The sequence below is a fragment of the Stenotrophomonas sp. genome, assembly GCF_032061965.1.
In the GTDB taxonomy this organism is placed as follows: domain Bacteria; phylum Pseudomonadota; class Gammaproteobacteria; order Xanthomonadales; family Xanthomonadaceae; genus Stenotrophomonas.
Window position 1 is genome coordinate 1 of the sequence record NZ_DAMBEF010000003.1, and the last position, 24131, is coordinate 24131.

At 64.9% G+C, this 24131-nt stretch carries 23 protein-coding genes and 1 pseudogene; 18 read left to right on the top strand and 6 right to left on the bottom strand.

Annotated elements, in window-relative coordinates:
• Nucleotides 1–1283, bottom strand: a 1283-nt coding sequence (locus tag RT460_RS02180; protein ID WP_313316889.1) for an enoyl-CoA hydratase-related protein, incomplete at its 3' end; no start/stop codon positions are given.
• 237 nt (nt 1284–1520) lie between these two features.
• On the opposite strand from RT460_RS02180, the gene rpoE reads away from it, so the two are divergent.
• From rpoE to recO, 9 genes are all read left to right on the top strand, one after another.
• On the top strand, nt 1521–2141 hold the full coding sequence (gene rpoE, locus RT460_RS02185; protein ID WP_313316890.1) for an RNA polymerase sigma factor RpoE: 621 nt from the start codon (nt 1521–1523) through the stop codon (nt 2139–2141).
• Nucleotides 2142–2164: 23 nt separating this feature from the next.
• Nucleotides 2165–3043 (top strand): sigma-E factor negative regulatory protein, encoded by an 879-nt coding sequence (locus RT460_RS02190; RefSeq protein WP_313317072.1) that lies wholly within the window; start codon nt 2165–2167, stop codon nt 3041–3043.
• A gap of 127 nt (nt 3044–3170) precedes the next feature.
• On the top strand, nt 3171–4697 hold the full coding sequence (locus tag RT460_RS02195) for a DegQ family serine endoprotease (protein ID WP_313316891.1): 1527 nt from the start codon (nt 3171–3173) through the stop codon (nt 4695–4697).
• Nucleotides 4698–4859: 162 nt separating this feature from the next.
• Nucleotides 4860–6650: a translation elongation factor 4 gene (gene lepA, locus RT460_RS02200; protein ID WP_313317073.1), complete on the top strand. Its 1791-nt coding sequence runs from the start codon at nt 4860–4862 to the stop codon at nt 6648–6650.
• A 104-nt stretch (nt 6651–6754) separates the two neighbouring features.
• Nucleotides 6755–7546, top strand: coding sequence for a signal peptidase I (gene lepB / locus RT460_RS02205; RefSeq protein WP_313316892.1), 792 nt, complete (start codon nt 6755–6757; stop codon nt 7544–7546).
• A 25-nt stretch (nt 7547–7571) separates the two neighbouring features.
• Entirely contained in the window at nt 7572–7946 is a 375-nt protein-coding gene (locus tag RT460_RS02210; protein WP_313316893.1) for a DUF4845 domain-containing protein, read from the top strand.
• Nucleotides 7936–8613, top strand: coding sequence for a ribonuclease III (rnc, locus tag RT460_RS02215; protein ID WP_313316894.1), 678 nt, complete (start codon nt 7936–7938; stop codon nt 8611–8613). Before RT460_RS02210 ends, rnc begins: the two co-directional genes overlap by 11 nt.
• Nucleotides 8610–9512 (top strand): GTPase Era, encoded by a 903-nt coding sequence (gene era, locus RT460_RS02220; RefSeq protein ID WP_313316896.1) that lies wholly within the window; start codon nt 8610–8612, stop codon nt 9510–9512. The genes rnc and era overlap by 4 nt, the downstream gene beginning before the upstream one ends.
• Before the next feature lie 30 nt (nt 9513–9542).
• Complete coding sequence (recO, locus tag RT460_RS02225) at nt 9543–10271, top strand: DNA repair protein RecO (protein WP_313316898.1); 729 nt, start codon at nt 9543–9545, stop codon at nt 10269–10271.
• A 54-nt stretch (nt 10272–10325) separates the two neighbouring features.
• On the opposite strand, the gene RT460_RS02230 is transcribed toward recO, so the two are convergent.
• Nucleotides 10326–11036 carry a response regulator gene (locus RT460_RS02230; RefSeq protein ID WP_313316899.1) on the bottom strand — a complete coding sequence of 237 codons (711 nt, stop codon included), beginning with the start codon at nt 11034–11036 and terminating at the stop codon, nt 10326–10328.
• Between the two features lie 127 nt (nt 11037–11163).
• Between RT460_RS02230 and rlmD the strand changes: the two genes are divergently transcribed.
• From rlmD to RT460_RS02275, 9 genes and pseudogenes are all read left to right on the top strand, one after another.
• Nucleotides 11164–12504 carry a 23S rRNA (uracil(1939)-C(5))-methyltransferase RlmD gene (gene rlmD / locus RT460_RS02235; protein ID WP_313316900.1) on the top strand — a complete coding sequence of 447 codons (1341 nt, stop codon included), beginning with the start codon at nt 11164–11166 and terminating at the stop codon, nt 12502–12504.
• A 140-nt stretch (nt 12505–12644) separates the two neighbouring features.
• Nucleotides 12645–13130, top strand: coding sequence for a CYTH domain-containing protein (locus RT460_RS02240; RefSeq protein ID WP_313316901.1), 486 nt, complete (start codon nt 12645–12647; stop codon nt 13128–13130).
• A 142-nt stretch (nt 13131–13272) separates the two neighbouring features.
• Nucleotides 13273–13962 carry a DsbA family oxidoreductase gene (locus tag RT460_RS02245; protein ID WP_313316902.1) on the top strand — a complete coding sequence of 230 codons (690 nt, stop codon included), beginning with the start codon at nt 13273–13275 and terminating at the stop codon, nt 13960–13962.
• Nucleotides 13963–14041: 79 nt separating this feature from the next.
• Complete coding sequence (gene nagZ / locus RT460_RS02250) at nt 14042–15049, top strand: beta-N-acetylhexosaminidase (protein WP_313316904.1); 1008 nt, start codon at nt 14042–14044, stop codon at nt 15047–15049.
• Nucleotides 15049–15603 carry a hypoxanthine-guanine phosphoribosyltransferase gene (locus RT460_RS02255; RefSeq protein ID WP_313316905.1) on the top strand — a complete coding sequence of 185 codons (555 nt, stop codon included), beginning with the start codon at nt 15049–15051 and terminating at the stop codon, nt 15601–15603. The genes nagZ and RT460_RS02255 overlap by 1 nt, the downstream gene beginning before the upstream one ends.
• Before the next feature lie 95 nt (nt 15604–15698).
• Nucleotides 15699–16451 (top strand): S-methyl-5'-thioinosine phosphorylase, encoded by a 753-nt coding sequence (locus RT460_RS02260; RefSeq protein WP_313316906.1) that lies wholly within the window; start codon nt 15699–15701, stop codon nt 16449–16451.
• An 88-nt stretch (nt 16452–16539) separates the two neighbouring features.
• On the top strand, nt 16540–16746 hold the full coding sequence (locus RT460_RS02265) for a cold-shock protein (RefSeq protein WP_057506519.1): 207 nt from the start codon (nt 16540–16542) through the stop codon (nt 16744–16746).
• A 79-nt stretch (nt 16747–16825) separates the two neighbouring features.
• Nucleotides 16826–18064 (top strand): annotated as a pseudogene (locus tag RT460_RS02270) (NAD(P)/FAD-dependent oxidoreductase).
• A gap of 58 nt (nt 18065–18122) precedes the next feature.
• Nucleotides 18123–19763 (top strand): acyl-CoA dehydrogenase family protein, encoded by a 1641-nt coding sequence (locus RT460_RS02275; RefSeq protein ID WP_313316907.1) that lies wholly within the window; start codon nt 18123–18125, stop codon nt 19761–19763.
• 125 nt (nt 19764–19888) lie between these two features.
• On the opposite strand, the gene RT460_RS02280 is transcribed toward RT460_RS02275, so the two are convergent.
• The 4 genes from RT460_RS02280 to RT460_RS02295 all read right to left on the bottom strand — a co-directional run bounded on the left by RT460_RS02280 (nt 19889) and on the right by RT460_RS02295 (nt 24047).
• Nucleotides 19889–21586 (bottom strand): diguanylate cyclase, encoded by a 1698-nt coding sequence (locus RT460_RS02280; protein ID WP_313316908.1) that lies wholly within the window; start codon nt 21584–21586, stop codon nt 19889–19891.
• Between the two features lie 160 nt (nt 21587–21746).
• Nucleotides 21747–22142 (bottom strand): hypothetical protein, encoded by a 396-nt coding sequence (locus RT460_RS02285; protein ID WP_313316909.1) that lies wholly within the window; start codon nt 22140–22142, stop codon nt 21747–21749.
• A gap of 266 nt (nt 22143–22408) precedes the next feature.
• A complete protein-coding gene (locus RT460_RS02290) occupies nt 22409–22750 on the bottom strand; it encodes a hypothetical protein (protein ID WP_313316910.1) in 342 nt (113 codons plus the stop codon).
• 121 nt (nt 22751–22871) lie between these two features.
• On the bottom strand, nt 22872–24047 hold the full coding sequence (locus RT460_RS02295) for an acetyl-CoA C-acyltransferase (protein ID WP_313316911.1): 1176 nt from the start codon (nt 24045–24047) through the stop codon (nt 22872–22874).
• Between the last annotated feature and the right edge of the window lie 84 nt (nt 24048–24131).

Below are 24131 nucleotides of genomic sequence, written 5' to 3' on the forward strand. Positions count from 1 at the left end.
ACCAGCGGGATCGAGGAGGTGTTGGTGGTCAGCAGCGCGTCGGCCTTCATCTTCGGCTCCAGCGTCTGGTACAGCTCACGCTTGGCTTCCGGGTTCTCGATGATGGCCTCGATCACCAGGTCGGCCTGGGCTACGCTGTCGCCAGCCAAGTCGGCCTTCAGGCGTGCGGCCACTTCCGGGCGCTTGCTTTCGTCACGCACCTTCTTGTCGAACAGTGCCTGGGCGCGGGTCATGGCCGGGTCGATGAAGCGCTGCTCGCGGTCCTGCAGGGTTACGGTGAATCCCTTGTAGGCGGCCCAGGCGGCGATATCGCCGCCCATCACGCCCGCACCCACCACATGCACATGCTTGATGCCGGAGTCCTTGCCGCCCAGGCCCTTGAGCCGCTCGGTCAGGAAGAAGATACGGATCAGGTTGCGTGCGGTCGGGCTGCTGGCCAGCTTGACCACCGCGCGGCGCTCGGCATCCAGGCGCTTCTGGATCGGGCTACCGCCGGTGCGCTCCCAGGTGCTGATCAGTGCGTACGGCGCCGGGTACTGGTCTTTCTTGGCTTTGCGCGCGACCTGCTTGGCCATCTGCGGGGCCAGGATCTTGCGCGCGAGGAAGGTGTTGGTGGCCCAGGCTGTGGCGCGTTGCTTGAACGGTCGGGTCACCCCGGTCTGTACCAGGGCCACGGCTGCATCCAGCAGCACCGCCGGGGCGGCAACCTTGTCGACCAGTCCGATGCCGCGGGCGGCCGATGCCGACAGGGTGCGGCCGGTCAGCATCATGTCCATCGCCGCCGGTGCGCCCACCAACTGCGGCAGGCGCGAGCTGCCACCCCAGCCCGGGAAGATGCCCAACTGGGTTTCCGGCAGGCCGATGCGGGTGGATGGGTCGTTGGACGCCACGCGGTAACGGCAGGCCAGGGCCAGCTCGGTGCCGCCGCCCAGGCAGTGACCGTGGATCGCGGCCACGGTCGGGCAGGGCAGCTCGGCCAGCTTCTGGTAGACGCTCTGACCGCGGCGGATGGCGTCGTTGACGGTGCCGCGGCGGTCGAATTCCTGGAATTCCTTCAGATCGGCGCCGGCGATGAAGCCGGCGGCCTTGGTCGAGCGCACCACCACGCCCTTGGGCGGGTCGATGGCCAGGCGCTCGATGATGTCGCCCAGTTCCAGCAGCACGTCCTGCGACATGGCATTGACCGGGCTGTCTTTGCGGTCGAGGCTGAGCACAGCCACGCCGTCTTCGCGCAGTTCGGTGTGCCAATGATTGAAGCGGAGCCCATCGAAGCCTGAAAGCATGGGACGTTCCATCCGGTTGTGTATGGAGAAGACCGCTATGATCCAGAGGTTGTTTCCCCGGCGTCAAATCCCAATGCTTTGGGATGTGATGCATTCGAGGCGCCAGCCGGTCCCGGCAGGCTAACCGAATGGGAGTTAAAAGCCGGTGCGGCCCCTTCTCGGAGGGGACTGAACTTTTGCCGCGAACAGCGGTCTCATTGCCCGACGTCGGTTGGGCTGACAGGAGTGCGGCCCGTTATGGCCGAGGTTGAAACACCGCAGGAGCTGGACCTGGAACTGGTCCGGCGTGTGCAGCGCGGCGAAAGCGCAGCGTTCGATGTCCTGGTACGCAAGTACCAGCATCGGATCATTGCGCTGATCGGGCGCTACATCGCCGACTGGAGTGAATGTCAGGACGTGGCCCAGGACACTTTCGTCCGCGCCTATCGCGCGATCGGCAGTTTCCGTGGCGACGCCCAGTTCTATACCTGGTTGCATCGGATCGCAGTGAATACCGCAAAAAATTATCTGGCAGCACACAACCGGCGCCCGCCCACCGATGACATTGAAATCGGTGATGCCGAGCAGTTCGACAGTGGCATCCGTTTGCGTGATACCGACACGCCCGAGCGCGAGTTGATGCGCCAGGAACTGGAACAAACCGTGATGAAGGCGGTTGATGCGTTGCCTGAAGAGCTGCGCTCAGCCATTACGTTGCGAGAGGTGGAAGGCATGAGTTACGAGGAAATCGCGCAGAAAATGGGTTGTCCAATCGGCACGGTGCGGTCGCGGATCTTCCGTGCCCGCGAGGCCATCGACGCCCAGTTGCGGCCCTTGCTGGACACCGCCAGCGCTACCCGTGAGCGGAGCCGCGTATGAGCAACCAAGGTCACATCCCGGGTATGAACGACACCGCCCCCGACAAGTTCGAACTGCATTACCGCCAGCAGCTGTCGGCGCTGGTGGATGGTGCGCTGGCCGCAGACGAGGCGCGCTTCATGCTGCGCCGGTTGGAACACGATGCTGAACTGTCCAGTTGCCAGGAGCGTTGGCAACTGCTGGGCGATGTGATGCGGGGCCAGGCCTGCGCGCCGGCGCCGTTGGATTTCACTGCGCGTGTGCATGCCGCGATCAGTGCCGATGCCGCCGAGCACGCCCCGGTGACCATCGCTGCGCCGGTCAAGACAACTGCGCGTAGTGGTTGGCGGCGTTGGGGCGGGGGTGCTGCTTTGGCCGCGTCGGTGGCTGCAGTGGCATTGTTCATGGCCCGCGAGCAGTTGCCGGATACCGCCGCGCCCGCCCCGGTGATCGCCAGTACCGCCGAAGTCAAGCTACCGACCCCCGCGACCGCGCCTGCGGCCCCGGTTACTGCCGATGCGGGCGATATCGCGGCGCTGGTCGCCGCAGCCCCGGCCGTTGCCGCTGCCGCTGCTCGCCGGCAGGACGGCAATGCCCGCCGTGGCAGTGCCACCCGCACACAGCAGGCGGCGCGCGCGGGCGCGTCCCGCAATGCCGAACCCCAGCGTGCGATCGCCGCAGCGCCCATGTTGCCAACCACGCCAGCGCTGCGGCAGGACCCATTCGCCAATGGCGCGGCGGTGCTGCACGCACGCCCGTGGCCGCGCTCGTCGATGGCGCCGGGGCTGTCCCAAGGCACGCTCAACGCCAGTTTCCCCACGCAGGAATCCGCCGGCAGCGCCACGTTCTATCCGTTTGAACCACGGTTGCCGGCGCAGGGCGCCGATGAGCCTGGCTTGCCGCGGCTGTCGCCGCGTCCGTGATCCCTGACTGCCGGTTGGCCGCTTCGCGCCAGCCGGTTCTGCCCCGACTCCCAGCCTGCGCGGCCATGGCGCCGCGACGGGCGAGGGTGCTCCTTCCCGCTTTGTATGAATTGGAGGCTCGAAGCTGATGACTCACCGTATCCACAAGCAGGTATTTGGCCTGTTGGCGATGACCTTGCCGCTGGTGGCCTGCGCGCAGACCGCCGCACCCGAGGCAGCGACCGAACAGGTCGCCGCCGCCCGGCCGGCCGCGTCGGCGCCGCAGCTGGTGCAGGGCCTGCCCGACTTCACCCAGTTGGTCGACCAGGTCGGCCCCGGTGTGGTCAATATCGAGGCGGTCATTGGCGCCAAGCCTTCCGCGCGCGCCGCCAACGGTCCGGACATGGACGAGATGCCGGAGTTTTTCCGTCGCTTTTTCGGGCCGGACTTCCAGATGCCGGGTGGCCCCGGCCAGCAGCAGGGGCCGGACCGCGGGCCGCGTGGCCGTAGCGCCGGCTCGGGCTTCATCATTTCAAATGACGGCTATGTGCTGACCAACCATCACGTCGTGGATGGCGCCGACTCGGTCAAGGTCAAGCTCAGCGATCGCCGCGAATTCACCGCCAAGGTGGTGGGCAGCGATGCCCAGTACGACGTTGCCCTGCTGAAGATCGACGGCAAGAACCTGCCGACTGTGCGTGTGGGCGACTCCAATACGCTCAAGCCCGGCCAGTGGGTGGTGGCGATCGGCTCGCCGTTCGGCCTGGACCATTCGGTGACCGCCGGCATCGTCAGTGCGACCGGGCGCAACAACCCCTATGCCGACCAGCGCTATGTGCCGTTCATCCAGACCGACGTGGCAATCAACCAGGGCAACTCCGGTGGTCCTTTGCTGAATACGCGCGGTGAAGTGGTGGGCATCAACTCCCAGATCTTCTCGGCGTCCGGCGGCTACATGGGCATCAGCTTCGCGATCCCGATCGACCTGGCAATGGGCGCCGTGGACCAGATCAAGAAGACCGGCAAGGTCAGCCGGGGTCAGCTGGGGGTGATGGTTGCGCCCGTCACCGGCGATGCCGCCGAGGGCCTGAAGTTGCCGGACAGCCGCGGCGCGTTGGTGAATCAGATGGTTCCCGATAGTTCGGCTGCCAAGGCCGGCATCGAGGTGGGCGACGTGATCCGTTCGGTCAACGGCACCGAGATCAACGATGCCAGCGAGCTGCCGCCGATGATCGGCGCAATGCCGCCGGGTAGCCGCGTGCGCATGGGCATCCTGCGCGATGGCAAGCCGCGGGAGATCACCGTGACCTTGACCGAACTGGCCGAAGACGCCGCCCGTCCGGGCTCTGCCGCGGCCGATGCCGGACCGGCCAAGCCGGCGGTAGGCGCCAACGCCCTGCTGGGCCTGGATGTGGCGGACCTGAGTGCGGCCGAGCGCAGCCAGCTCGGCCTGGACGCGGGCGAGGGCGTGCGCATCACCGGCGTAAAGAGCCAGGCTGCCCGCGAAGCCCGGCTGTCGCCGGGCATGGTGGTGCTGCAGGTCGGTCGTACCCCGGTGGGCAGCGTGGCAGCGCTGAACCGCGAACTGGCCGCCTACAAGAAGGGCGATGTGGTGATGCTGCTGGTCCGCGCCGGCGCCAACAGCGCCTTCGTCGCCGTCCGCGCCGGCGAATAAGCCCCGTCCCGCTTGGCTTTTCAGGTAAAGGAGCCGCCTTCGGGCGGCTCCTTTCGTTCAGCTGCCACCTCTCCCCTGTGCGGGGGCAGGGGCCGGCATGCGATAATGCCCCGTTATCCTGACGACGCAGCGCCGCCGCCGCCACCTATGTCACACGATTCAATGCGGATGATCCGCAACTTCTCCATCATCGCCCACGTCGACCACGGCAAGTCCACCCTGGCCGACCGCATCATCCAGTTGTGTGGCGGCTTGACCGCGCGCGAAATGGAAGCGCAGGTCCTGGACAACAACCCGATCGAACGCGAACGTGGCATCACCATCAAGTCGCAGTCGGTGTCGGTGCCGTATACGGCCCGCAACGGCCAGACCTACTTCCTGAACTTCATTGACACCCCCGGTCACGTCGACTTCTCCTATGAAGTCAGCCGCTCGCTGGCCGCCTGCGAAGGTGCGCTGCTGGTGGTCGATGCGGCCCAGGGCGTGGAAGCGCAGTCGGTGGCCAACTGCTACACGGCCATCGAGCAGGGCCTGGAAGTGGTGCCGGTGCTGAACAAGATCGACCTGCCCACCGCCGATATCGACCGTGCCAAGGCCGAGATCGAGGCGGTGATCGGTATCGATGCCTCCGACGCGGTGGCCGTCAGTGCCAAGACCGGCCTGAACATGGAGGAGGTGCTGGAAGCCATCGTGCACCGCATCCCGCCGCCGGCCGACCGAGGCAGCAGCAAGCTGCAGGCGCTGATCATCGACTCCTGGTTCGACAACTACCTGGGCGTGGTCTCGCTGGTGCGCGTGATGCAGGGCGAGATCAAGGCCGGCGACAAGATCCAGGTCATGTCCACCGGCCGTTGGCACCTGGTCGACAAGGTCGGCGTGTTCACCCCCAAGCGCAAGGAAATGCCTTCCTTGCGCGCCGGCGAGGTGGGCTGGATCAACGCCAGCATCAAGGACGTGCACGGTGCGCCGGTCGGCGACACCCTGACCCTGCTGGCCGACCCGGCCGCCGAGCCGCTGCCTGGCTTCCAGGAAATGCAGCCGCGCGTGTTCGCCGGCCTGTTCCCGGTTGATGCCGAGGACTACCCTGACCTGCGCGAAGCCCTCGACAAGCTGCGCCTGAACGATGCCGCGCTGCGCTTCGAGCCGGAAAGCTCCGAGGCGATGGGCTTCGGCTTCCGCTGCGGCTTCCTCGGCATGCTGCACATGGAAATCGTGCAGGAGCGCCTGGAGCGTGAGTACAACCTCGACCTGATCAGCACCGCCCCGACGGTGATCTACGAGGTGCTCAAGAGCGACGGCACCATCGTGATGATGGACAACCCGGCCAAGCTGCCACCGGTCAACCAGGTGGAAGAAATCCGCGAGCCGATCATCCGCGCCAACATCCTCACCCCCGAGGAATACATCGGCAGCATCATCAAGCTGTGCGAAGAGAAGCGTGGCACCCAGATCGGCATCAACTACATGGGCAGCCAGGTGCAGATCAGCTATGAACTGCCGATGGCCGAAGTGGTGTTGGACTTCTTCGACAAGCTCAAGTCGGTCAGCCGTGGCTATGCCTCGCTGGAATACCACTTCGTGCGTTTCGAGGCCGGCCCGTTCGTGCGCCTGGACGTGCTGATCAACGGGGACAAGGTCGACGCCCTGTCGCTGATCGCCCACCGCAGCCACGCCGATCGTCGTGGTCGCGAGCTGTGCGAAAAGATGAAGGACCTGATTCCCCGGCAGATGTTCGACGTGGCCATCCAGGCTGCGATCGGCGCGCAGATCATCGCCCGCACCACGGTCAAGGCGATGCGCAAGAACGTGCTGGCCAAGTGCTATGGTGGCGACGTTTCGCGCAAGAAGAAGCTGTTGGAAAAGCAGAAGGAAGGCAAGAAGCGCATGAAGCAGGTGGGCCGTGTGGAGATCCCACAGGAAGCCTTCCTGGCTGTACTGCAGATGGATAAGTAACAGTTATTGGGAATTCGGGATCCGGGATTCGCAACAGTGGCATGCGCTCTGGCCGTTGCGAATATCCAACCCCGAATCCCGAATCCCATTCCGAAGGAATACGAATGAAGTGGTTTGAAATCATCCTGGTTGTGCTGACCCTGGGTTCGGGCCTGGTGCTGCTGCTGGACAAGCTGTACCTGCGCAAGCGCCGCGCCGAAAAGGCCAGCTTGCTGGACGGCGAAGAGCCCGCGGTGGTGGACTACTCGCGCGCGTTCTTCCCGGTGCTGGCGGTGGTGTTGATCCTGCGCAGCTTCGTGGCCGAGCCGTACAAGATCCCGTCCAGCTCGATGATGCCCAACCTGCTGATCGGTGATTTCATCCTGGTCAACAAGTTCTCCTACGGTTTCCGTCTGCCCATCACCAACACCAAGATCATCCCGGTGGCCGAGCCCAAGCGCGGCGACGTGGTGGTGTTCAAGCCGCCGCATGCGCCGGACCAGAACTGGATCAAGCGCGTGGTCGGCCTGCCCGGGGACCGCATCGGCTTCCATGGCGATACGCTGTCCATCAATGGCCAGCCGCTGGAGTACAAGGTCAACGGCGAATATGTCGGCAACGGCATGACCGGTGCGACCCTGTTGACGGAAATGCTGCCGGGGCGTACCCATACGGTGCTGGAGTTGCTGGGTTCGGCAAATCCGAGCGGGCAGGGGGACTGGGAGGTGCCGCAGGGGCAGTACTTCGTGATGGGCGATAACCGCGACAACAGCGAAGACAGCCGCTTCTGGACCCAAACCCATTTCCTGCCGGAAGAAAACCTGCGTGGCAAGGCGTTCATGATCTGGCTGAACTGTTCGGGTTGGTTCTGCAAGGCAAGTTTTGAACCGTCCCGTATCGGGTCGGGCATCCAATAAACAACGCGTATCTGGGGAGATCGCAATGAAGTACAAGCAAAGCGGTATGACGCTGACCTCGTTCCTGATGGTGCTGGCAGTGGTGGGTTTCGGGCTTTACATCGGCATGAAGCTGTTGCCGATGTATCAGGAATACTACGCCGTGAAATCGGCCATGAAGTCTTTGGCTGCCGAGTCGACGGGTGACGTTGATCCATCGCGCGCCATGGAATCATTGTTCAAGCGTCTGGACATGAATTATTCGGAAAGCGTCAAGCGCGATAACGTGAAATTCGAGCGTATCGACGGTGGTTGGCGCATGAACGTGAATTACGAAGTCCGGCGCAACATGATTGGCAACTTGGACGTCGTCGGTAATTTTTCAAACTCCCAGGATCTGACATCAGGCAGTGGTAACTAAGACGTTTCATCGGGGTGACCTTATCGGCCACTCATTCAAGGATCAGGGTCTGTTGGATCAGGCCCTGACCCACCGTAGTGCCGGCGCTCCGCACAACGAGCGCCTGGAGTTCCTCGGCGACAGCATCGTCAACATGCTGATCGCCGAAGCGCTGTTCCTGCGCTGGCCCAAGGCCGATGAGGGCGCGCTGACGCGGGCCCGGGCATCCCTGGTATGCGAAGGTGCGCTGGCGGTGATCGCCCGCAGCCTGCAGTTGGGCGAGCGCCTGACCCTGGGGCCGGGCGAAATGAAATCTGGCGGGCATCGACGCGATTCTATCCTGGCCGATACGGTCGAGGCGGTGGTCGCCGCGATCTATCTGGACGCCGGATTCGAGGCCTGCCGTGCCCGGGTGCTACCCTGGTTCGAGACTTCGCTGTCGGCGGTGCCGGTGGGCAAGCCCGAGAAAGACCCCAAGACCCGCCTGCAGGAATGGTTGCAGGCCCGGCAGAAACCGTTGCCGGTGTACGAGCTGGTATCGGAGACCGGCGACGACCACGCCAAGCACTTCCATGTGCGCTGTTGCGTGGCTGACCCTGCCGTTACTACCGAAGGCGAAGGCACTTCGCGACGGCTGGCCGAACAACAGGCGGCAGCCGCCGCAATACAGCAACTGGATTCCAAGTGAACGACACCTCTTCTCATCGCTGTGGCAGCGTCGCCGTCATTGGCCGCCCCAATGTCGGCAAATCGACCCTCACCAACGCATTGGTCGGCGCCAAGGTCAGCATTGTCTCCAACCGACCGCAGACCACTCGTCACCGGCTGCTCGGCATCGCCACCTATCCGGAAGGCCAGTTGGTCCTGGTTGACACCCCCGGGTTGCACCGCCAGCAGAAGCGCGCGATGAACCGAGTGATGAACCGCGCCGCGCGCGCGTCGCTGGAAGGCGTGGATGCTGGCCTGCTGGTGATCGAAGCCGGTCGCTGGGACGAAGAAGACACCTTGGCATTCAACGTGCTGCGCGACGCCGGCATCCCGGTGGTGCTGGTGGTCAACAAGGTTGACCGCATGAAGGACAAGGGTGCGCTGCTGCCGTTCCTGCAGGAGATCACCGTTGGCCGTGAGTTTGCCGCCGTCCACCCGATTTCGGCACTCAAGCGCAACGGCCTGGAATCGCTGGTACGCGACCTGATCGGCCTGGTGCCGGAAGCACCGCCGATGTTCGGCGAAGACGAAATCACCGACCGCAGCCAGCGCTTCCTGGCCGGCGAACTGGTCCGTGAGCAGCTGATGCGCCAGCTTGGCGAAGAGCTGCCGTATGCCACCACGGTGGAGATCGAGCGGTTCGCCGAAGACGGTGCGTTGTTGCGCATCGGCGCGGTGATCTGGGTCGAGCGCGAGGGCCAGAAGGCGATTGTCATTGGCAAGGGCGGCACCCGCCTGAAGGACATCGGCGGCAAGGCGCGACTGCAGATGGAGCGCCTGTTCGGCGCCAAGGTATTCCTGGAAACCTGGGTGCGCGTGCGCGAAGGTTGGTCCGACGACGAAGCCGCGCTCAAGGCGTTTGGCTACGGCGAGAACTGATCACCGCAGCCCTCGGCAGGGTCCAGTGCGATGCGGATTGAGGAGCAGCCGGCTTATGTCCTGCATGCGCGGCCGTGGCGCGAAACCAGTCTGCTGGTCGAAGTCCTGAGCCTGGACCATGGGCGCATGGGCCTGCTCGCCCGTGGCGTGCAGGGCCCGAAGAAACAATTGCTTCGGGCGGCGCTGCAGCCGCTGCAGTCGATCCGGTTTGACGCTGTCCTGGGGGGGGAGCTGGCGCAGTTGCGCCACGCCGAAAGCCTGGATGTCGCTCCGCGCCTGCAAGGCCAGGCCATGCTGGCCGGCTTCTACATCAATGAGCTGGTGATGCGGCTGTCACCGCGGCTTGATCCCCTGCCTGACCTGTACTTTGCCTACAGCGAACTGCGTGCAGGGCTGGGGCAGGCCGGCCACCCCCTGGCCTGGTCACTGCGGCGATTCGAACGTGACCTGCTGGACGCGCTGGGTGTCGGGTTCGACTGGGCACATGCTGCCGACGGTGAGGCGATCGATCCCGCTGCACGCTACCGGTTGGACCCGCAACAAGGCCCGTTGCGCTTGCTCAGCGAACGCAGCAGCAGTGAGCGACGTGGTTTGGCGACCGGTGCGGCGCTGCTGGCCATGGCCGCAGATCAGCCACCAGAAGCGGCCGATCTGGCCAGCCTGCGCCCGCAGATGCGTGCCGTGCTGTTGCACCATCTGGGGGGGCGAGGGCTGAAGTCCTGGGAAATGCTGGGCGATCTGGGACGGCCTCGGGGTTAAGCCCATCCGCCAAGGTCCAGCGCTGCCAGGCAGGTAGCGCTGTATCCCGATCCTTCAGCGCAGCAGCGCGCTGACCGCACTGCCGAACTGTTGCTGGGCCTGCTGCGACGCTGGGTCGTGATGCAGCTGGCGTACCGCACGTGCCAGCCGCGAGGCACCGACAAATCCGCAGCTGGCCTGCAACTTGTGCAATTGCGCACGCAGCGCCGCGTCGTCGTGCTTGACCAGGGCGTTGCTTACCGCGTCACGTGCAACCGGAAGTTCCGAAAGAAACAGTTCGCGCAGTGCACGTACATGTGCCTGCTGGCCGTTGAGCGCATTCAGCGCCGCCGATTCATCCCAGTCAGGCGCGGGTTCAGCGTTTGCTTCCTCACCGGGAACCGTGCTGGCCAAGGCCCGGCGAACTGTCCTGAGCAACGTGTCGCGACTGATTGGCTTGGCCATGGTCGCGCTGAAACCGGCCTGTTGCAGGGCCTGTTCAACTTCCAGGCTTACATCCGCGGTGTGGGCCAGTGCGGGTGTGGACGGATAGTGCGCGCGCAGCTTCTGCAGCAGGCTGGGGCCATCGCCATCTGGCAGGTTGACGTCGATCAGCCACAGATCATGGCGTGCGGCCGCTGCCAAGCGCAGTGCACTGGCGTGGGAATCGGCAATATCGACGATGGCGGGTAGGGATTCCAGTACAAACTGGAAAAAGCCCTGGCTGGTCATGTCGTCCTCGACCAGCAACAGGCGCGGTGGTGAGCCGGCTATGTGCGTATTCATCTGCTGCCTCCATGTCAGCTTGCAAACGCATATTAGCCATGCGTCCGTCATCTGCAAGCGGAGAACTACCTGACTGCGCGCATCTGCGACAATAGCCCCCCTTTTATTGCCCGCAGCCTGTTGCCACGTGGCCCGATCCCGATCCCCCCGCATAGACAAGACCCCGTTCCAGACCGACATCCTCGACCTGAGCCACGATGGCCGTGGCGTTGCGCGTCGCGAAGGAGAGGGCGGCAAGGTCACCTTCATCAGTGGCGCCTTGCCGCATGAAACGGTGATGGCCGAACAGACCGGCAAGAGCCGCCATTTCGACGAAGCCAAGACAGTTGAAGTGTTGAAGGCTTCACCGCATCGCGTTGAGCCGCGCTGCCCGCACTTCGGCGTCTGCGCCGGTTGCGTGCTGCAGCATCTGGAAGAGTCGCAGCAGATTGTCGCCAAGCAACAGGTGCTGACCGACAACCTGACCCGCATTGGTCACGTCACCCCGGGCACGGTGTTGCCGGCGTTGGTGGGTGACAGCTGGGGTTACCGTCGCAAGGGCCGCTTCTCGGTGCGCCGCGTCGAGAAGAAGGACAAGACGCTGGTCGGCTTCCGTGAGCTGGACCCGCGTTTCGTCGCCGATCTGTCGCAGTGCCTGACGGTGATCCCGGAGATCGGCACCAAGGTGTCGGCGCTGTCGGAGTTCATCGAAACGCTGGATGGCAAGCGCGATATTCCGCAGATCGAGTTCATTGGTGGGGACGCGGCCATCGCACTGACGGTGCGTCATCTGCAGCCGCTCAGCGATGCTGACAAGCAGGCATGGACGGCCTTCGGCCAGCAGCACGGTTTTGCGATCTATCTGCAGTCCGGTGGCCTGGAAACCGTGGCGCCGCTATGGCCGGCCGAAGGCGTGGCCCTGTCGTTCGCCCTGCCGCAGTGGAATGTTGAACTGGCGTTCCGCCCGCTGGACTTCATCCAGGTCAATGCCAAGCTCAACCAGCAGATGATCGCCCATGCGCTGACGCTGCTGGACGCACAGCCTGATGAGCGCGTGCTCGACCTGTTCTGCGGCCTGGGCAACTTCACCTTGCCGCTGGCGCGTACCGTGCGTGAAGTGGTGGGAGTGGAGGGCGAGGCCGGCCTGGTGGCGCGTGCCAAGGAAAACGCCGTGCGCAACGGTCTGGACAACGCCGAGTTCCATGCCGCCGACCTGACCCAGGATCAGCGCAATGCATCGTGGATGAAGCAGGGCTTCGACAAGCTGTTGCTCGACCCGCCGCGCTCCGGTGCGATCGATGTTCTGCAGCAGCTGCCGCTGAAACAATTCAAGCGCATCGTCTATGTGAGCTGCCACCCGGGTTCGCTCGCACGCGATGCGGGTTACCTGGTGAACGAGCAGGGCTTCACGCTTGTGTCGGCCGGTGCGATGGACATGTTCCCGCACACCGCGCATGTTGAAAGCATTGCGGTGTTCGAGAAGCGGTGATTGGCGATGGCGGGATGGGGGATTCGTAAAAGTGTGCCATGCGCGCTTGCCGAATCCCGTGTCCCAACGCTCGACCCGAGCACGCACGACGTCGCGTCACCAATGTCCAAACCCGAATAATCAATACCGGCCGCAATCCCATGCCTCTGGAAATCGAACGTAAATTCCTTGTCAGCAGCGACAGCTGGCGTGCCGCTGCGTACGCGGTCATCCCGATGGCGCAGGGCTATATCAACGATGTGGCCGCGATGGACAGCGGTGCGCAGAAGGCCTCGGTGCGGGTACGCATCCAGGGCGAAGAGGCCTACCTGAACATCAAGTCGCGCGAGCTGGGCCATACCCGCCAGGAGTTCGAGTACCCGGTGCCGGTCAGCGAAGCGCGCGAGCTGCTGGGTTTGTGCGTGGGCGGGCTGATCGACAAGCGCCGGCATCTGGTCAAGCACGAGGGCCTGGTGTGGGAAGTGGATGAGTTCCTTGGTGACAATGCTGGCCTGGTGGTCGCCGAAGTGGAGCTGGAAAGCGCCGATCAAGTGTTCGCCAAGCCCGACTGGGCGGGCGCGGAAGTGACCGACGAACTGCGTTACTACAATCTGGCGCTGGCATCCAAGCCCTTCAGCCAGTGGTGAAACCGCGGTAGTGCCGAGCCATGCTCGGCAAATGCTCTGCCGACAAGGCGTCAGTCGAGCATCGTTCTGCATCGCCCTGGTAGGGTCGCTACAGCCCATGCCGAGCATGGCTCGGCACTACATTCGCTATTAGGAATCGCTCATGCGCATCGATATCTGGTCCGACGTGGTTTGCCCTTGGTGCTGGATCGGCAAACATCGCTTCCAACGGGGCGTTGAACTGCTGGGCGCCGATGCCCCGCAACTGGATGTGCATTGGCACCCGTTCCTGCTGGACCCAACCGCGGATACCAAGCCGGTGCCGCTGCTGGAGGCATATGCCGCCAAGTTCGGCGGGGCTGAGCGTACCCAGCAGATGCTGGCGCAGACCCAGGGCGCGGCACAGGCCGAGGGCCTGCCCATGGATTTCAGCAAGGGCCAGGTCAAGGTCAGCACGCTGCCGGCGCATCGGTTGTTGTGGCTGGCCGGGCAGAGTGGCGTGCAGGAGCCGGTCGGCGAGGCGCTTTTCCGCGCCCATTTCGCCGAAGGCCGCAACCTGGCCGACCCGCAGGTGCTGGCAGAGGCAGCCGCTGCCGGTGGCATTCCGGCTGAACGGGTACAGGCCATGCTGGCATCGGATGAGGGCTTGGCCGAGGTCCGTGCAGGTATCGGCCAGGCGCAGGCGCTGGGCATCCAATCGGTGCCGACCTTCGTGATTGACGGCAAGTATGCGGTGCAAGGTGGGCAGGCCCCGGAGGTGTTCGCCCAGGTCCTGCAGAAGATCGCCGCCGAGCAGGCGCCGACCGCCGCGCAAGATGAACAGGCTTGCGGCCCGGATGGCTGCAGCGTCTGAACGCGGGCTCTGACGCAACAGGCGCCATCTGCGACAATGCTCCGCTACGCCGCAGCCTGCGGCGGCTTGGAGTCCTTGCATGCTTTTGATCGGCGTTGCCGGCACCGAACTGACTGCCCAGGAGCGCCGCTGGCTGCAGCACGATTCCGTGGCCGGGGTGGTGTTGTTCAAGCGCAATTTCGCCTCGCGCGACCAGGTGGTCGAACTGACCACCGCCATTCGCGCCGCCACCGCGCGTCCGCTGCTGATCGCGGTGGACCAGGAAGGCGGACGGGTGCAGCGTTTCCGCGACGGCTATGCCGATCTGCCGCCACTGGACGGTCTGGGCCGGCTGTACGCGAGCGACCCGGGCGCAGCGCTGGCGATGGCCGAGCAGCACGCTTGGTTGATGGCCAGCGAGATCCGCGCCAGTGGGCTGGACCTGAGCTTCGCGCCGGTGGTGGATGTCGGGCATGGCAACCTGGCCATCGGCAACCGTGCCTTCGGCGAAGACCCGCAGGTGGTCGCCGCGTTGACCGCCGCGTATGTGCGCGGCATGCATTCGGTTGGCATGGCCGCCACGCTCAAGCATTTCCCGGGGCACGGTACGGTGCGCGAAGACACCCATGTCGACACCGCCGTGGACCCGCGGACGCTGGATGAAATCCAGGCGCATGACCTGATACCGTTCCAGGCTGGCATCGCTGCCGGCGCCGATGCGGTCATGATGGCCCACGTCATCTACCCACAGGTCGCGCCCGAACCGGCCGGCTATTCGCCACGCTGGATCAACCAGATCCTGCGCGAGCAGATGGGTTTCCGCGGCGTGGTGTTTTCCGACGATATCGGCATGGCGGCCTCGTTCGCCGCCGGCGGGGTCAAGGCACGCGTCGATGCGCACCTGGATGCCGGTTGCGACGTGGTGCTGGTATGCCACCCGGAGCTGGTCGAAGAATCGCTGCAGGCCGTCGCCGGCCGCAGTTTGAATACCGCCGCAGTGTTGGCCCTGATCGGCCGCGGTGCGATGGGCTGGGGTGGCCTGCTGGCCGATGCCCGCCATGGCGATACCCGTAACCTTTTGCTTGAAAACCTTGGAAGAACCGTCTGATGTCCACCAAACTCACTCTTGAACAAGCCGTGGCCCAGGCCGACCTGCTGGTCGACCGTCCCACCATCGACAAGGCCATCGCCGCTATCGCCGACGCCCTCGCGCGCGATTACAAGGGCGAAGTGCCGGTCTTCATTTCGATCATGAATGGCGCGCTGCCGTTTGCTGGCCAGCTGGCGCTGGAGCTGGGCGTACGTGGCCAGGATGCGCAGTTCGACTACATGCAGGCCTCCCGCTACCACGGCGAGACCGGCGGCGAACTGGTCTGGAAGCACCGCCCGGTGTCCTCGCTGTTCGGTCGCCGGGTGATCCTGGTCGACGACATCCTGGACGAGGGCTTCACCCTGCAGGGCGTGCGCGAGTGGTGCCTGGAGCAGGGCGCGACCGACGTGCGCATCGCCGTGCTGACGGTGAAGAAGCATGACCGCTGCCTGCCGGGCGTCAAGGCCGACTACGCCGGTCTGGAACTGCCGGACCGCTTTGTCTTCGGCTTCGGCATGGACGTCAACGAGTCGCTGCGTTCGCTGCCTGCCATCTACGCCATGAAGCAGTAAGGCCGCCGGCCGGTGCCGCGCACTGGCCAGCGCTTTGATAACGGGTGGGTCACGCCGGGTGCGTGGCCTGCGCGTGTCCCACAGGATCATCAGGAATGAGCATGGAACCTATCGCCCTGGCCGTGATCGGCGGCACCGGCGTGTACAAGCTGGCCGCGCTGGACGATGTCCAGACCCACGAGGTGCAGACCCCTTACGGTGCGCCGTCCGGCCCGGTGCGGGTGGGGATGCTGCAGGGCCAGCGGGTCGCGTTTTTGGCGCGGCATGGCGAGGGACATTCGATCCCGCCACACAAGATCAACTACCGCGCCAACCTGGCCGCGCTCAAGCAGCTCGGGGCCACCCGCGTGCTGGCGCTCAATACCGTCGGCGGCATCACCGACAACTTTGGCCCGCGCGTGCTGGCTTGCCCGGACCAGTTGATCGACTACACCTGGGGGCGCATCTCAACGCTCAGCGAGGAAGAGGGCAGCGAAGTGCTGCATGTGGACTTCGGCCATCCCTACACCCCGTCGCTGCGTGCACAGGTGGTGGCGGCTGCGCAGGCGCATGGTGTGCCGTTGCAGGACGGTGGCTGTTACGGCGCCACCCAGGGGCCGCGGCTGGAGACCAATGCCGAAATCGCGCGAATGCGCCGCGATGGCTGTGATCTGGTCGGCATGACCGGCATGCCCGAGGCGGGCCTGGCGCGGGAGCTGGGGCTGGACTACGCCTGCCTGGCGATTGTGGCCAATTGGGCCGCCGGCTGTGGCGATGCCGGGGAGATCACCATGGAGGAAGTCCTGGAAAACGTGGCTGCCGCCTCGTCCGGTTTGCCGACTTTGGTGGGTCAATTGGCCCGGGGGTGATTGTCATCCTCGCCCAAGCTTTGCATACTCAGCCTGTACGCCATTCAGCGTACATCAATCCATTCATCGAAGAAGGTCTCGCATCACCATGCCGAACGGTACCGTCAAGTGGTTCAACGACGCCAAGGGATTTGGCTTCATCTCACCGGAGGACGGCAGCGCCGATGTCTTCGCGCACTTCTCCGCGATCAATTCCAAGGGCTTCCGCAGCCTGCAGGAAGGCCAGCGCGTCAGCTATGACGTGACCCAGGGCCCGAAGGGCGCCCAGGCTTCCAATATCACGCCGGCCGAGTGATCCATTCGGTTGTGCAAAAGAACCCCGCTACGGCGGGGTTTTTTTTTAGCGGGCGGGGAAGCCCGGGTTGGGAGCTGCAATGATCAAGCCATTGGATATCGCCATCGTCGGCTATGGCACGGCAGGCCAGGCGCTGGCGGTTGCCTTGTCACGTGATGGGCACCGCGTGCAGGTGTTCGAACAGGCGGCCGCCCCTGGTCCGGTAGGCGCAGGCTTCCTGCTGCAGCCCAGCGGCTTGCAGGCGCTGTGTCAGATGCAGTTGTTGCCGCAGGTACTTGCGCATGGCGCGGTGGTGCGTCGGCTGTATGGGGAAACACCATGCGGTCGAGCGGTGATGGACATGCGTTATGCGGGGCTGGACGCGCGCCTGTGCGGCGTGGGGATGCAGCGCGGTGCGCTGTTCTCGCTGCTGGATGCGGCCTGGCAGCCTTCAGGCGCCTTGCATGCCGATAGCCGCATCGTCGCCATCGATGATGCGCTGCAACGCATCCAGGACCAGAACGGACAGTGGCACGGGCCATTCGACCTGGTGATTGCCAGTGATGGCTCGGCATCGGCGCTGCGCGCGCAGGTGCGCGGCACGCGCCTGGACAAGGTGTACCCATGGGGGGCGCTGTGGTGCCTGCTGCCACGCGACGACTGGGGCCATGCCGATGAGCTGCGCCAGCGCTACGTGGCGGCACGCAAGATGATCGGCCTGCTGCCGGTCGGCACCCGTCCGGGCGATGACACGCCGCGGCTGAGCTTTTTCTGGAGCCTGCCGCGTGACGGCTTCCTGGACTGGGAGCAGCAAGGCCTGCAACCGTGGCTGGACGAACTGGCGACGCTGTGGCCGGAAGCCCGGCAACGACTGCAAGGCATTACCGTGCAGACGCAACTGGCACGCGCCAGCTACCGCGACGCGGTGATGGATCGCTGGTATCGGGGCCGACTGGTGTTGGCAGGTGATTCGGCGCACTCGATGAGCCCGCAGCTGGGGCAGGGGGTGAACATGGCCCTGCTTGACGCGTTGGCGTTGCGCGATGCGCTGCGCGCGCAATCGGATGTGGATGCTGCATTGGCCCAGTACCAAGCCACGCGCAAGGCGCATGTGGACGTGTACCAGTTCTGGAGTCGGTAGCTGACGCCGATCTTCCAGTCCAACCATGACACGCTGGCCAAGGCGCGCGATCTGCTGTTCAAGCCGATGGGGCGCATGCCCGGTGGCCGCGGGCACATGTTGCGCGTGCTCAGCGGCACCCAGCGTGGTGTGTTTGGCAAATTGGCCCTGCAGGACGAATTCATCAGTGCGCTGGAGGTTGTTGCCCGCCAACCGTGAGCGGGCACCGACAGGACGCTTGGGGCAGAATCGGGCTGTGTTTCCAGGAGTGACCGTCATGCCGCAGTCGCCAGCGCCGTTCGAGACCCATGTGGTCGACAACCAACCCATGCCATTCCGCGACCATGACCTGTGGGCTGAAGATCTGGCGCTGCAGGAGGCTGTGCAACGGGAAGGGGCGGCATCCTTCTCCAAGCCGTTGCAGCACTACGGCAAACTCGCCGGAGGCGATCTCTACAACGCTGGCTTCGATGCCAACCGCCAGCGCCCGGTCCTGCGTACCCACGATGCGCAGGGGCATCGCATTGACACGGTGGACTTCCATCCCGCGTACCACCAGTTGATGGCGACCGCGAAAACCCATGGCGTTGCGGGGCTGTCCTGGCAATCCGGGCAACCGGGTGCGCATGTGGCGCGGGCCGCGCTGAGCTACCTGCACCATCAGGCCGAAGCCGGTACCAGTTGCCCGCTCACCATGACCCACGCTGCGGTACCGGTGCTGCGCCAGGTGCCGGCCTTGGCCGAATGGGCCGCCAAGGCGGCTGCACCGTTCTATGACCCGCGTGACCTGCCGATCAGTGAGAAGCCGGGCATCACCTTGGGCATGGGCATGACCGAGAAGCAGGGCGGCTCGGATGTGCGCAGCAACACCACCTTGGCCACGCCGCTGGCGGATGAGGGCGAATACAGGTTGGTGGGCCATAAATGGTTTTTCTCCGCCCCCATGTCGGATGGCTGGTTGGTATTGGCGCAGGCGCCCGGTGGCTTGAGCTGCTTTCTGATGCCGCGCCGTCTGCCCTGCGGGCGTCGCAACGCATTCCATCTGATGCGGCTGAAGGACAAGCTGGGCGACTGGGCCAATGCATCCAGCGAGGTGGAGTTCTGTGGTGCGTGGGCGCGACGGATAGGCGAGGAAGGACGTGGCGTTGCCACCATCATCGAGATGGTGATGCTGACGCGGCTGGATTGCATGCTGGGTGCCGCGGCTGAAATGCGGATGGCGCTGGCGCAGGCCCTGCACTACGCCGGGCAGCGGCGCACGTTTGGCAAGCGCTTGATCGAGCATGCATTGATGGCCAATGTGCTGGCCGACCTGTCCATCGAATCGGAAGCGGCCACCGCGTTCGCGTTGCGGGTGGCGCGCGCGGTGGATGCGGCCCCACGTGATCCGCGTGAGGCCGCGTTTGCGCGCATTGCCACCGCGATAGGCAAGTTCTGGGTGTGCAAGCGAGCGCCGGGCTTCGTCAACGAGGCGCAGGAATGCCTGGGTGGCGCCGGCTACGTCGAAGAATCGATGTTGCCGCGCCTGTACCGGCAGGCACCGCTGAATTCGATCTGGGAGGGCAGTGGCAACGTGCAATGCCTGGACGTGCTGCGCGCGCTGGCACGGGAGCCGCTGTCGCGCGACGCCTTGCTGGGCGAGCTGCAGCTGGCTGCGGGGGTGCATGCAGGCTACGACCGCGCATTGCAGCAGGCCATCGATGGGCTGAGCGAAGCGGCGATCGAGGAAGGTCAGGCGCGCCGGATCAGTGCGGCGCTGGCAATGCTGCTGCAGGCGGCGGTGTTGCTGCGGGCAGACAGCCCATTGGCGCAGAGTTTCGTGGAATCGCGCCTGCTGCGCGGGCACACGGTGTACGGCAGTTTGGGGGATAGCGCACCGCTGGCCGGAATAATCAGCCGGGCGGCGGGAGCGGTGTAAGCCGCCAGGCTCAAGCTCCCACCAGTGCAAACCACGTCGGCAAACGAGCAGTGCACTGCCAGACGATCTGCTGCGCAGATCATCCGTCAGCTTCGCGGCCCATGCCGTTCCGAGGGCTTGCTGGTTCAGCCCATGCCGTCGAGGGTGGCATCGAAGCCGGCCACGCAGTTGCGTCCATTGCGCTTGGCGCGGTACAGCGCGGCATCGGCCTTGCGCAACAGGGTCAGGCCGACTACGCCATCGACCGGGTAGGTGGCAAAGCCGATGGAAGCGGTGACCGGCGGCAGGGTCTTGCCGGAGAACGGTACGCTGAGCTGGGAGATGGCCAGGCGCAGTTCCTCGGCATAACGCAAGGCCGTCACGGTGTCGGACTCGGGCAGGATCACGGTGAACTCTTCGCCGCCATAGCGACAGGCGATGTCCTCACCGCGCAGGCGCGCGCCCAGCAGCTGTCCCACCGCGGCCAGCAGGGCGTCGCCGCCGCCGTGACCATGGGTATCGTTGAACTGCTTGAAGTGGTCCACGTCCAGCATCAGGACGGAAAGCGGGAAGTTGCGACGCCCACAGCGGGCAATCTCGCGCGCCAGCGATTCTTCCAGGTAACGGCGGTTGTAGAGGCCGGTTAGTGGGTCGCGGATGGACTGCAAGCGCAGTGACTCGCGCAGGCGCAGATTGCTCAACGCCAGTGACAGCTGCTCCATTGCCGATTCGGCAACCGACAGGCGCGACAGTGGGCCCGGGCCCTGACCACTCAGGAACAGGAAGCCGATCTGCACGCCCTGCGCTGCCATCGGAATGCAGGCGGTGGCGACGCTATGGTCAACCGGTGGCGCGGAAATGTGCGGGCAACTGGCGCCGTTGCGCAGATCGTCCAGCAGGTGTGGTTGGCCGCGCCGCAGCGCCCAGCAGTCGCCCGGTGCGAGGAACGCGGTGGTATCCACCAGCGGCTGGCCCCAGCTGACGATGTTCTCTGCGCGATCGTTGGAGGCGCGCAGCAGGTAGATGGAGCCGGCGATGCCGGGCAGCAGCGATTCCAGCGTGCGCGCGCTGATTTCCAGCGCTTCTTCCGGGCTTGCGCAGCTTTGCAGCAGGCCGGTATAGCGGCCCAGTGTCTGCAGGTCGGCGCTGGAGCGTTCCATCTGCGCCAGATTGTCGGACAGCTGCACGCTGGCGCTGGCGGCGCGACGCTCGGCGCGGGTACGGCGGCGCAGTTCCGACAGCAGGATGCCGTAGACCGAAGCAACCACCGCCAGGCCGAATGGGATGCCGGCAAAGGCCAGGCCCAGCAACAGGTCGGCACTGCGTCGCGAGCTGGCGGCACGCTCGACCAGCAACTGGTGCTCTTCCTCGACCATGCTGCGCACCTGCTCGCGGATGGCGCTGGTGGTGCGGAACGCATTCTGGTTGATCGCGGCGCGTGCGGCCTCCAGTCCCTGGCTGTCGTAGACGTTGACCACGTGCTGGATCTGGCCCAGCCGGCGCTGCACAAGCTGGTCGAGCTTGGCGGCATTGCGGGTCTGGTCCGGGTTGTCGACGATGGATTTGGACAGCGTGGTCAGCAACAGCGGCAGGCGTTCAACGCTGAGCTGGTAATCGATCAGATACGCTGGGCTGCCCGTGAGCAGATAGCCGCGTTCAGCGGATTCGGCGTCCAGCACCTGCGATTGGATTTCATCGATGCGTCCAATGACTTCGTGGGTGTGCGCGACCAACTGGGAGTCGGCAATGAAGCGACGAGCGCCGACAAACACACCGATGCCAATGGCAACAAACACCAAGGCAGAAAATACCAGGGCGATTTTACTGCCGGCGCGTTGTCGCATTGCCACCTGATCACGTGAAGGATATGGCGCGAGCGGTGCTGCCTGATGCATACCGCCTGCCTGCCGTTCCGGGGTTCTTGCGCCCCGGGCCCCGCGGCACCACGCATCCTGCGTGAAGCCACGCAGCCATCTTCACCGAGATGACTGCGTGGCCAGTTTATCAATGCTTGGCGTCGTTGGCTTCGTGGCGGGCCTCGGCGGCAGCATCGTGGGCCTTGTCGGCTACCTTCTGTGCCGCATTGGCGGTGGCAGCACTGGCGTCTGCGGCGGCTTCCTTGGCCGATGCCGAGGCATCAGCGGCCGCGTCCTTGGTGGCTGCTGCTGCATTGTCCAGCGCCTGCTGGGTATCTGCGGCTGCTTCACGGGTGGCGGCTGCAGCCTGGTCACCTGCTGCGCGGGTGGCATCGGCAGCGGACTCGGCGGCATTGCGTGCCGCGTCACCGGCATGGTCTGCAGCAGCAGCGGCGTCCTGCTTGGCCTGCTCGGCATTGGGATCGTTGCAACCAGCCAGCGTCAACACCAGGCTTCCGGCCAACAGCGGGATATAAAGCTTCATTGCGCTCTCCTTGTGGGTGTCCAATGGGCACAGCCTAGGGGGCGGCGTATTCAGAACGTGTCAAAAGCGGCCGGCGAAGCTGAGCGCCACGCCAACGGCGTGTGCCGTGACAAGGCGACGTCGGCGTCGGCGCGTAGGCACCGTGCGCGCCGGGGCAGCCCTTGGATGAAGCGCGGGGTCGCGGTGGTTGCCACCGAAAGCCGGGCAATAAAAAAAGCCGCTGGCGAACCAGCGGCTTTTCAAGACTAGCTTGGAAGCAGAAGTTATTACTTCTTGGCTTCTTCAGCAGCGTCCTTGGCCTGGCCGGCCACGTCTTCAGCAGCCTTGGCAGCGTCAGCAGCGGTGTCGGCAGCAGCGTCGGTGGTGGCAGCAGCAGCGGCGCCAGCAGCTTCGCCAGCGGCGTCAGCAGCGGTAGCGGCGGTGTCAGCAGCAGCCTGGGCAGCGTCGGCGGTAGCAGCACCGGCGGTAGCGGCCTGGTCAGCAGCGACCTGGGCTTCGGCAGCAGCCTGGTTTGCGTCGGCAGCAGCGTCAGCAGCCTGTTCCTGCTTCGAGCAGGCAGCCAGGGCCAGACCCAGGGTCATCGCGATCAGCAGCTTGTTGATGCTCATTTGTGAATCCTCGTCGTGAAATTTGGCAACGCGCCATTGCGCGCCGGGAACATGATGACAAGCCCATTTTGACTGTCAAGCGGTCCCGCATTCAGGTTCAGGAAAATCTTAAATTTCTCAATCAAATCAATTCAATGGCGATAGCGGTTGCTTCGCCACCACCGATGCAAAGCGACGCAACACCACGCTTGAGGCCGCGTGTGCGCAATGCATTTACCAGCGTAACCACCAAGCGGGCACCCGATGCACCGATGGGATGACCCAGTGCACAGGCGCCACCATTGACGTTGATCTTGGCATGCGGAATGCCGAGTTCGCGGATCGGTGCCATGGCCACGACGGCAAAGGCTTCGTTGATTTCGAACAGGTCCACCTGGTCGATCGACCAGCCTGCTTTTTCCAGGACTTTGCTGATCGCACCGATCGGTGCGGTGGTGAACCACTCCGGTTCCTGCGAGAAGGTGGCGTGGGCCGCAATGCGTGCAAGCGGCTGTACGCCGCGGCTGGCTGCATCTTCGGCCGACAGCAGGACCACGGCGGCGGCGCCATCGGAAATGCTGGAGGAACTGGCGGCGGTGACCGTGCCGTCCTTCTTGAAGGCCGGGCGCAGGGTCGGGATCTTGGCGATGTCGGACTTGCCCGGCTGCTCGTCCTGGGCGAACTCCACTTCACCCTTGCGGGTGGCTACCTTGACGGCAACGATTTCGTCGTTGAACGCGCCGTTGGCCTGTGCGGCCTGCGCACGGGTCACCGACTCGATCGAATAGGCATCCTGCTCCTCGCGGGTAAAGCCGAACTTGGCGACGGTGGCTTCGGCAAACACGCCCATGGCCTGGCCGTCATACGGGTTGGTCAGGCCGTCCCATGCCATATGGTCCACAGCCTGGAAATTGCCGTAGCGGTTGCCGGTGCGCGAGTTGGGGAGCATGTGCGGGGCGTTGGACATGGACTCCATGCCGCCAGCCACCACGATGCTGGCCGAACCGGCCTTGATCAGGTCGTGGCCCAGCATGATGGCCTTCATGCCCGAGCCGCAGACCTTGTTGAGCGTGGTGGCACCGCTGCTGGTCGGGAGGCCTGCGGCCAGCGAGGCCTGGCGTGCCGGGGCCTGGCCCAGATTGGCCGGCAGCACGCAGCCCATGATGACCTCCGATACGTCCGCTGCGGCAATACCGGATTGCGCCATCGCGGCGCTGATGGCGGCGGCGCCGAGGGTCGGGGTGGGGACGCCGTTGAACTGGCCCAGGAAGGATCCGATGGCAGTGCGTTTGGCGGCGGCAATGACGATGTCAGACATGTGCAATCTCGGTTATACCTAGCGGCGATTATCGGGTGTACCCGGGGGCGTGGCCTATTGGACCAACGGCACACGCCTGCGGGC